Here is a 10,117-nt window from a genome sequence, read left to right as displayed (position 1 = left end):
GATTAACTAAAAGACGTAAGGTTATGTTTATTAAGGATTTTTTAAATAAAAAAAGTTGCTAATAACTTGAGAAAAATATTATTAGCAACTATTTTGTCCACATGAACGTGTAATGGGTTGATCAGCAACTATTTTGTCCATTACACCTGGGATTATCCAATGAAATGCCCGTTAGAACACATGGAAAATCGCCACCAATTTAATCACTTTCTATTTACAATTTTTATCCGGCTACATCAGTTTTATAATCTCAATCTCAATCGAGCGAGATGCTTCTAGCACATTTTGGCGATTTGCAATAAAAAATCTCGAAGTCATTACCTTCTCGCCGTCGTTGATAAAAATCTCCATCACTGAACGATCAAAGAAAATCTCTAACTTCTCTAATTTTTCCACTGGGCAATGGCGAATATCGCCGAATTGTTTCATTAGTTCGGTCTGTTCTGTTTGAGAACGGTCTAGGCTCAACATTCCATCTTGATAATTCAGATTGAGTTTTTGCCCTTGTTCATTACTGAAAAATTGTAATAAGAGCGGTTGGTTTTCAACAGAAATTTGCAAATAGGTAGTATCTAAACCATCAATAATTTGCGAATTTTCTACAAGAATTGACCGCTTGTTTTGAGCTTCAATGTTTAACAAAGGACGCTGGTAGATTTTGCCATTTTTCACCCTTAATTGACGAGGCAAGGTCAGCATTGAATGCCATTTGTATTGGTCGGTTGGGTAGGTTAAATCTGGTAAGCCAATCCAGCCAAGTAAAACCCCGTTGCTGTTATGAACGGTTTGCGGAGCATAAAAATCAAAGCCGTAATCTAATTCTTCAATATGCTCGCTGTTGAATTGGTTATTCGCCAGCGTTCCAATGGCATAAACTGCGTGGAAATTATTTTGGAATTGGGTTGCTTCACGTTGCTTGCCTTGTGGCGACCAAATGAAAACATCTTTCCCTGCTAACTGAAAAAGATCAGGACATTCCCACATAAAGACGTTTTGATTGTCGAAATGAGGAAGGCTCAATTCGGATAATAAGCGTGGTGTATCTTGCAAATTATCCATTTCATAGAGGAGGGCTGTGCCAGATAAATCTTCTCGTTGAGCCCCAAGCACAAAGCGGATTTTGCCTTCTGGCGTGATATAAGGCTTAGGATCTCGAACGTGTTCCGTATAGCCTTGTGGCACAGCATTGAGCAAGCAACGTTTTTCGAGCAACTTGCCTGATTTATCGAAAATGGCAATATTTTGATGGGGAACACGTTGATTATCACTGGCTCGGCGAGTGTTGCCTGTATAAAAGGCGACAATTTTATCCTGCCATAAAATTGCACCGCCTGAATAACAGCCGTGAGATTCAAATATTTCATCGGGAATGAGCATATCGCCTTCGGAAAAGTGGCGAAAATCTTTGGTTATCAAATGTTTCCAATGTTTCATTCCATGAATTGCATCATAGGGGAACCATTGATAGAAAATATGGTATTTCTCGCCATCAAAAATTAACCCGTTTGGATCATTGAGTAAGCCTGTGGGCGGAGCGATATGGTAACTTGGGCGAAAGCCTTTATCTTGCTCGACAACACTGCGAATTTCCGCTAATTCGCCTGCTTGTTGGGCGTGTAAACTTTTATATTTTCCTTGATTAAAAATGTGCATAATGTTCCCCCATTTCAGGCTACGAATTTAAAAAGGCATCAAGCTGTGCTTTATTTGGCAAGGCAGACATTGCCCCTTTTGCTGTTGTAGCTAACGCTCCTGATCCATTGGCTTGGCGGATAATTTCCACTAAATGTTGCTCATTTTGCCAATCGGTTTGTTGTGATAAACCTGCAAGTAAACCACTTACAAAGGCATCGCCTGCACCAGTGGTATCAACGGGCTTCAAGGCTTTTCCTGCAACAAGTTTGCTATTGCCATTTAAGTGGTAAATCGCCCCATCTTTCCCAAGGGTAATAATGATAAGTTTGGTCGGATACTGAGTTGTAATCGCTTTGGTAGCTTGTGTTAAATCTGTGGTATCTGTTAAAAGTTGGAGTTCTTCTTCCGAAAATTTAAGCACATCAGCCATTGCCACCACTTGATTGACCACCGCTTTCATTTCAGCTTGGCTTTGCCAGAGCGACTCACGCAAATTTGGATCAAAAGAGAAAAAACCACCCGCTTGTTTGATGCGTTTAATTGCTTCAAAAGTGGCAGAGCGAGAAGGATCGTTGATAAGAGCAATGGAGCAACAATGTAGCCATTCGCCTTGTTGAAAAGTTGGCAGATCAGAAATTTCTAAAAATTGATCCGCACTTGGGTTTACCATAAAAGTGAAACTACGCTCGCCATTATCTAACCCAACGATCACCGTAGAAGTTCGTTGAGTGGGATCTAAAATTAAGTGTTCCACGCCCACTTGTTCTGCTTGTAAGGTTTCTTGCATAAATTTACCTAGCGGATCTTGCCCAACTCGCCCGATAAATCCCGTTTTACCCCCTAAACGAGCCACGCCAACGGCAACATTTGCAGGCGCACCACCTGCACAACGTAAATAGTGATTATCGCCATCGGGGATTAAATCCACCACCGCATCGCCTAATACCCAGACTTTATTCATTTTATACTTACTCTCTAAAATTATTGTGAAAAAAGAGCTGAATATTATCAGCTCTATAAAATATCCTAATTATTTTGCTCGTTTACCTAAAATCACCGTAATCGTAAAGGCTAATCCGGCAGAAATTGCCATTCCAACACAATACATAGCAAGGCTATCTGGTTTGATTGATGGAATACCTGGTAATCCTGCGGCACCTAATGCAATTGCTTTCACATTAAAAAATGCAATAAATGCACTTGAAACGCCCGAGCCAATCATCGCAGCGATAAATGGATAACGGTAACGTAGATTTACCCCAAACATCGCAGGTTCTGTAATACCAAGTAATGCAGAAATTCCCGATGGAACCGCAATGCCACGCACTTTTTGATCTTTCATTACGAAGGCAGCTCCTAAACAAGCTGCACCTTGGGCAACGTTTGACATTGCCGCAATAGGGAAGATAAATGTACCGCCAGTATTGACCATTTCCGCTAATAATTGGGTTTCAACGGCAATAAAGGTTTGGTGCATCCCTGTGATAACGATTGGGGCGTAGAAGGTACCGAAAATTGCTCCGCCAATAAAACCTAAGCTGTCATATAGCCAAGTTAAACCTGCACTGATAAGTGAACCTGCTTCACGTCCTAAAGGACCAATAATCGTAAAGGCAAGGAAGCCTGCAATAAAGAGTGAAAAGAGCGGTGTAATTAAGTTATCTAAAAATGAAGGTACAATCTTACGGAAGCCTTTTTCAAGAGTTGCAAGTACCCAAGCTGCTACTAAGGTTGGAATCACTGTACCTTGATAACCTACACGCTCAATTTCTAAGCCAAGTACATTCCAATATTTGATATTGCCATTAGCAAGAGTTAAAGCATAGTTCCAACCATCAGCGAGTGCTGGGTGAACTAATAACATCCCCAACGCAGCCCCTAAGAATGGATTTCCACCAAATTTGCGTGTTGCTGAAAAGCCTAGTAATACAGGCAAGAATACGAAAGGTGCATTGGCAAATGTGTTCATTAAATCGACTAAATCCGCAATGCCAGGGTACATATCCACCACATTCACGCCTTCTGCAAAGAAGCCTTTTGCCGTCAGCATACTATGAATACCCATCAACAAACCACCAGCAACAATTGCTGGAATAATAGGCACGAAAATATCGGCTAAGCCTTTAACCGCTCTTTGTAATGGATTTTGTTTTTCCGAACCCGCACTGGCAACCTCAGAAGTTGTCATATCGCCAATACCAAGTTGTTGAGTTAATTCGGCGTGGACTTTGTTCACTGTGCCAGAACCAAAAATAATCTGGTATTGACCTGCTACGGAAAATTGCCCTTTTACACCATCAATATTTTCAATGCCTTCTTTGTCAATTAAAGATTCATCTTTAACCACCATACGCAGACGAGTTGCACAATGTGCTGCAGCGGAAATATTTTCTTTGCCACCAAGTCTATCAATCACTTGCTGGGCGATTTGCGGAAAATTCATATAAATTACCTCAAATTAATTATGGAATTGATGATTTTATTCTAGCTAAATCATTTCAGCTGTCAAACAAAACAAGAACAAATAACGATCAATTTTAAATGCATTTCAATTTTTTAATATAAATCTAACCTATTATTAATAATATCATAATTTATGGATCTCTAGCTTGGGATGTGTTTTTTATTAAGCCAAAACAATAAATATGCTATTATTGCACTGCCTGACAATGATAGTAATGATAGGAGAAATTTATGGCGATCAAACGTAATCAAAGACAACGTAAAAAAATGCACTTAGCTGAATTCCAAGAGCTTGGTTTTTTAGTGAACTGGCAATTTGCAGAAAATACCCCTATTGAACAAGTAGATGAAGTTGTTGATCGTTTTATTCGTGAAGTTATTCAAGAAAACGGCCTTGCTTACGAAGGTAGTGGTTATCTTCATTGGGAAGGTTTAGTGTGCTTAGAAAAACTAGGAAAATGCGATGAAAACCACCGCACTTTAGTGAAAAACTGGTTAGAACAAAACGGTTTACAACAAATCGAAATCAGCGAATTATTCGATATTTGGTGGGATTATCCTGCAAAATAATTTAGTTTTAAAGATTATAAAAAACCGCCTGAAATGGCGGTTTTTTTATTTAATAACTCTTAACGTTTTCTTTGTGTTAAACGTTCTGTCAATTCGTAAGCACGTAATTTCGCTAACTCTTTTGAAAGCTTAGCTGCTAACATTTCATAATTAGCATCTTTGGCACCAGAAACAATATTTTGTTCAGCTTTGCGTTTTGCCTCTAAAATACGTTCGCCGTCAAGCTCTTCACCACGAATAGCAACGTCAGCTAAAACAGTTACAACAGTTGGTTGAACTTCTAAAAAACCACCAGAAATATAAATAACTTCTTCAGCATCATCTTCAAAAGTGATTTTTATAATTCCCGGTTTAATAGCTGTAAGCAAGGGTAAATGCCCAGCTAAAATACCTAGCTCACCTTCAGTACCTGTTGCTTGAATACTTTTAACTTCTCCATTAAAAATATGCTGCTCTGCACTTACTACTGTTAATTTAAATGTTGCCATTTTTTTCTCCTTCAAGTTTTCTGTTAATCAGTCTTGAAGTGATTACATATTTTTGGCTTTTTCTAGCACTTCTTCGATTGAACCAACCATATAGAACGCTTGTTCTGGAATATGATCGTATTCGCCATCTAAAATACCTTTGAAACCACGAATGGTATCTTTTAATGATACATATTTACCAGGAGAACCTGTAAATACTTCAGCTACGAAGAACGGTTGTGATAAGAAACGTTCGATCTTACGAGCACGAGCTACCACTAATTTGTCGTCTTCAGAAAGCTCATCCATACCAAGAATTGCAATAATATCTTTCAATTCTTTATAGCGCTGTAAAATACCTTGTACGCCACGAGCAACATTGTAATGTTCTTCACCAACCACTAATGGGTCTAATTGGCGAGATGTTGAATCTAATGGGTCAACCGCAGGATAAATACCTAAAGAAGCAATATTACGGCTTAATACAACAGTTGAGTCCAAGTGAGCAAAGGTTGTTGCTGGTGATGGGTCTGTTAAGTCATCCGCAGGAACATAAACTGCTTGTACAGAGGTAATAGAGCCTGTTTTAGTTGAAGTAATACGTTCTTGCAATACACCCATCTCTTCTGCAAGTGTTGGCTGATAACCTACCGCAGATGGCATACGACCTAGTAATGCAGATACTTCTGTACCAGCAAGGGTATAACGATAAATATTATCTACGAAGAATAATACGTCACGACCTTCATCACGGAATTTTTCCGCCATAGTTAAACCTGTTAAGGCTACACGTAAACGGTTACCTGGCGGCTCATTCATCTGACCATAAACAAGAGATACTTTATCTAATACGTTAGATTCTGTCATTTCATGGTAGAAGTCGTTACCTTCACGAGTACGCTCACCTACACCAGCAAACACAGAGTAACCAGAGTGCTCAATCGCAATATTACGAATTAATTCCATCATATTTACGGTTTTACCTACACCCGCACCACCGAATAAACCTACTTTACCCCCTTTTGCAAATGGGCAAATTAAGTCGATAACTTTGATACCAGTTTCTAATAATTCTGTGCTATTAGATTGTTCTTCATAGCTTGGTGCTGCACGGTGAATAGCCCAATGTTCTTCTGCACCAATATCACCTTTTTCATCAATAGGTTCGCCTAGTACGTTCATAATACGACCTAGGGTTTTTGTTCCTACTGGAACAGAAATTGGGTTACCCGTATTTTCTACTTTTAAACCACGTTTTAAACCATCAGATGAACCTAATGCGATACAACGTACTACACCACCACCTAATTGTTGTTGAACTTCAAGAGTTAATCCTGATTCAACTTTTAATGCATCATAAACTTTTGGTACTGCATCTTGTGGGAACTCAACATCGATTACCGCACCGATAATCTGTACAATTTTTCCTGCTGACATTACCTTCTCTCCGTTAAATCGCTGCTGCACCAGCAACAATTTCATTTAATTCATTTGTAATACTTGCTTGACGAGCTTTGTTATACACCAACTGCAAGTCATTAATTAAATTACCTGCATTATCTGTTGCTGCTTTCATTGCTACCATTCGAGCTGCCTGCTCAGAAGCCAAATTTTCAACAACCGCTTGATATACTTGAGATTCTAAATAGCGAACTAATAAACTATCCAATAAAACTCGAGGATTTGGTTCGTAGATATATTCCCAATTGTCATTATTTTTGCCTAAACTATCATTATCTAATTCTGGCAATGGAACGAGTTTTTCTATTGTTGGCTTTTGCGACATCGTATTGACAAATTTGTTATAAGCAACATAAATTGCATCAATTTTGCCTTCTTTATAGGCCTCAAACATACGATTTGCAATACCTATCAATTCTTCAGCTGCCGGGCTATCTCCCATACCTGAATGTTGAGCTTTAATATTTAAACCAAGAGATTGGAAAAAACCTATACCTTTTGCTCCAATTAAACCTAAAGAAACTTCGATATTTTGTTCTTTCCAATTTTTTATTTCAGAAAGTGCGGTCTTAAATAAATTTATATTTAAACCTCCGCACAAACCACGATCGGTTGAAATAACTAAAACACCAACATTTTTAACTTCTCGTTCAACTAAAAATGGATGTTGATAATCAATATTGGCTTTTGATATATGGCTAATTACACTTCGTATTGCTTTAGAATACGGGCGTGAAGATGACATACGATCTTGCGTTTTACGCATTTTCGATGCTGCAACCATTTCCATTGCTTTAGTAATTTTTTGCGTACTTTGCACACTGGATATTTTGGTTCTTATCTCTTTTGCACCAGCCATTTTATTTCTCCGTTAATTAACTATTACTACGCAACATTTGCTTTGAATTGATCTAAAATGGTTTTTAATGTGTCTTTAATTTCATCATTATAATTACCAGTTTTAGTTAATTCCGTCATAAATTCTGCGTAGTTATAGTTTGCATATTCTAAAAGTGCGGTCTCAAAAGCGCCTATATGACTTAATTCAACATCATCTAAATAACCAAATTCAACAGCAAATAATACTAAAGCCTGTTGAGCAACACTTAACGGCGAATATTGTTTTTGTTTTAATAATTCAGTTACTTTTTGTCCATGTGACAATTGTTTGCGTGTAGCCTCATCAAGATCTGAAGCAAACTGAGCAAAAGCCGCCAATTCACGATATTGAGCAAGTGCAGTACGAATACCACCAGCTAATTTCTTAACAACTTTAGTTTGCGCAGCACCACCCACACGAGAAACCGAAATACCAGGGTTTACCGCAGGACGAATACCTGAGTTAAATAAGTTAGACTCTAAGAAGATCTGACCATCAGTAATAGAAATTACGTTGGTTGGCACGAATGCAGAAACGTCACCAGCTTGAGTTTCAATAATAGGAAGTGCGGTTAAAGAACCTGTTTTTCCTTTGACTTCACCCTTAGTGAATTTTTCTACATATTCTTCACTAACACGTGATGCACGCTCAAGTAAACGAGAGTGTAGATAGAATACATCACCAGGGAAGGCCTCACGACCAGGTGGACGGCGTAAAAGCAATGAAATTTGACGATAAGCAACAGCTTGTTTTGATAAATCATCATAAACAATCAATGCATCTTCACCACGATCACGGAAATATTCCCCCATTGCACAACCAGAATATGGGGCAAGATATTGTAAAGCTGCGGATTCAGAAGCTGATGCAACAACAACGATTGTATTTTGTAATGCGCCATGTTCTTCTAATTTACGCACTACGTTAGCAATTGTTGATGCTTTTTGACCAATAGCAACATAGATACATTTAATGCCTGAATCACGTTGGTTAATGATTGCATCAATAGCTAATGCTGTTTTACCTGTTTGACGGTCACCGATAATTAATTCACGTTGACCGCGACCAATTGGTACCATTGAGTCAACCGCTTTATAGCCAGTTTGTACAGGTTGATCAACAGATTTACGCTCAATTACCCCTGGAGCAATAACTTCTACAGGAGAGAAACCGTCATTTTCAATCTCACCTTTACCATCAATTGGTTGACCAAGCGTATTGACTACACGGCCAAGTAATCCACGACCAACTGGTACTTCAAGAATACGGCCTGTACATTGAACTTCCATACCTTCTGCTAAATCAGAATAAGGACCCATAACTACCGCACCTACCGAATCACGTTCAAGGTTAAGTGCCATAGCATAACGATTACTAGGTAATGCAATCATTTCCCCTTGCATTACGTCGCTCAAACCATGGATACGAATAATACCATCGCTCACAGAAACTATTGTTCCTGTATTACGGGCTTCGCTTACCACTTCAAACTGGGCAATACGTTTTTTAATTAATTCACTAATTTCTGTCGAATTTAGTTGCATCTTCTATATCCTCTTATAATTGCAACTCATTTGCTAGACGGCTAATTTGTCCACGACTACTACCATCAATAACAAAATCGTTTGTACGAATAATAGCTCCTGCAATTAATGAGCTGTCTATTCTGCAATTTAATTTCACTTTACGAGCAAGTCTTTTTTTCATTGCGGTAACAATTTTTTGTTGCTGCGCATCATTTAATGGTTGAGCAGAAATAACTTCAACTTGTGCTATAGAATTATATTCTTCAACATAAGATTTAAATTCGTTAAATACAGCAGGAAGAGCTGCTAAACGCTTATTTTCTGCCATCAACCGAACTAGATTTTGCCCATATTGATCAAGTTGTTCGCCACAAATCGAAATAACAGTATCAGCAAGTTTTAAAGTAGAATTTGAACTTGTTAGATATAATTGAACTTTATCATGATGAATAAGTTCTGCCAAAAAAGCTAACATATTAGTCCATTTTTCTACCGCACTTTTATATTGTTCAGATTGCTCAACTGCAAAATCAAATGCTGCTTTTGCATAGGGGCGAGCTATCGTAGTTAGTTCTGACATAAGCTCAATCTTCCTATAAATCTGCAACTAATTTATCAATAATGTCATTATTCGCCGCTTCATCAATGGAACGACCAACAATTTTCTCAGCACCAGCAACCGCAAGCGATGCTACTTTAATGCGTAATTCCTCTTGAACACGTTTACGTTCATTTTCAATTTCAGCGTAACCTTGCGCTATAATTTTAGCTTTAAGCGCTTCTGCTTCAACGCTTACTTCATCTAAAATTTCATTGCGACGTTTATTAGCTAGATCTACAATTTCTTGAGCTTGAAGTCTAGCTTGGCTAATTTCTTGTTCTACTAAAACTTTTGAATCAGCTTGCTCTTTTTTTGCAGCTTCAGCTGAGGCTAATGCATTTGCAATAGAACTTTGGCGTTCTTCAATAGCTTTGATAATTGGTGGCCATACATATTTCATACAAAACCACACAAAAATAGCGAAAGCAATTAACTGACCTATTAATGTTGCATTTAAGTTCACAATCTCCCCCTTAAAGTTGGATTTATTGTTCTGGATAACAAAACAACTTTT

The 10,117-nt window shown here is 38.2% G+C and carries 10 protein-coding genes; 1 reads left to right on the top strand and 9 read right to left on the bottom strand.

Annotation, left to right across the window (positions count from 1 at the left end; translation table 11 throughout):
* Positions 1 to 231: 231 nt before the first annotated feature.
* The 3 genes from B0186_RS06455 to B0186_RS06445 all read right to left on the bottom strand — a co-directional run bounded on the left by B0186_RS06455 (position 232) and on the right by B0186_RS06445 (position 4,078).
* Positions 232 to 1,653, bottom strand: coding sequence for a glycoside hydrolase family 32 protein (locus tag B0186_RS06455; RefSeq protein WP_078218557.1), 1,422 nt, complete (start codon positions 1,651 to 1,653; stop codon positions 232 to 234).
* Positions 1,654 to 1,672: 19 nt separating this feature from the next.
* The gene (locus B0186_RS06450) at positions 1,673 to 2,596 is read right to left on the bottom strand and encodes an aminoimidazole riboside kinase (protein ID WP_078218556.1); all 924 of its coding nucleotides are present in this window, start codon (positions 2,594 to 2,596) and stop codon (positions 1,673 to 1,675) included.
* Between the two features lie 69 nt (positions 2,597 to 2,665).
* On the bottom strand, positions 2,666 to 4,078 hold the full coding sequence (locus B0186_RS06445; RefSeq protein WP_078218555.1) for a sucrose-specific PTS transporter subunit IIBC: 1,413 nt from the start codon (positions 4,076 to 4,078) through the stop codon (positions 2,666 to 2,668).
* A 251-nt stretch (positions 4,079 to 4,329) separates the two neighbouring features.
* Here B0186_RS06445 and B0186_RS06440 point away from each other — a divergent pair, with 251 nt between their 5' ends.
* On the top strand, positions 4,330 to 4,668 hold the full coding sequence (locus tag B0186_RS06440) for a YggL family protein (protein ID WP_078218554.1): 339 nt from the start codon (positions 4,330 to 4,332) through the stop codon (positions 4,666 to 4,668).
* Between the two features lie 59 nt (positions 4,669 to 4,727).
* Here the strand turns inward: B0186_RS06440 and B0186_RS06435 are convergent, their stop codons facing one another.
* The 6 genes from B0186_RS06435 to atpF are packed head-to-tail and all read right to left on the bottom strand — an operon-like array spanning position 4,728 to position 10,066.
* Positions 4,728 to 5,156 carry a F0F1 ATP synthase subunit epsilon gene (locus B0186_RS06435; protein ID WP_078218553.1) on the bottom strand — a complete coding sequence of 143 codons (429 nt, stop codon included), beginning with the start codon at positions 5,154 to 5,156 and terminating at the stop codon, positions 4,728 to 4,730.
* A 42-nt stretch (positions 5,157 to 5,198) separates the two neighbouring features.
* Positions 5,199 to 6,572 (bottom strand): F0F1 ATP synthase subunit beta, encoded by a 1,374-nt coding sequence (gene atpD / locus B0186_RS06430; protein WP_078218552.1) that lies wholly within the window; start codon positions 6,570 to 6,572, stop codon positions 5,199 to 5,201.
* Between the two features lie 13 nt (positions 6,573 to 6,585).
* On the bottom strand, positions 6,586 to 7,455 hold the full coding sequence (atpG, locus tag B0186_RS06425) for a F0F1 ATP synthase subunit gamma (RefSeq protein ID WP_078218551.1): 870 nt from the start codon (positions 7,453 to 7,455) through the stop codon (positions 6,586 to 6,588).
* A 26-nt stretch (positions 7,456 to 7,481) separates the two neighbouring features.
* Positions 7,482 to 9,020 (bottom strand): F0F1 ATP synthase subunit alpha, encoded by a 1,539-nt coding sequence (gene atpA / locus B0186_RS06420; RefSeq protein ID WP_078218550.1) that lies wholly within the window; start codon positions 9,018 to 9,020, stop codon positions 7,482 to 7,484.
* A 13-nt stretch (positions 9,021 to 9,033) separates the two neighbouring features.
* Positions 9,034 to 9,582 (bottom strand): F0F1 ATP synthase subunit delta, encoded by a 549-nt coding sequence (gene atpH, locus B0186_RS06415; protein ID WP_078218549.1) that lies wholly within the window; start codon positions 9,580 to 9,582, stop codon positions 9,034 to 9,036.
* Between the two features lie 13 nt (positions 9,583 to 9,595).
* Entirely contained in the window at positions 9,596 to 10,066 is a 471-nt protein-coding gene (gene atpF / locus B0186_RS06410; RefSeq protein ID WP_078218548.1) for a F0F1 ATP synthase subunit B, read from the bottom strand.
* Positions 10,067 to 10,117: the final 51 nt, after the last annotated feature.

It is taken from the genome of Canicola haemoglobinophilus, from assembly GCF_002015075.1.
Lineage (GTDB): Bacteria > Pseudomonadota > Gammaproteobacteria > Enterobacterales > Pasteurellaceae > Canicola > Canicola haemoglobinophilus.
The sequence above is the reverse complement of the archived record's forward strand: the minus strand, read 5'-3'. Positions and strand labels throughout refer to the sequence as shown.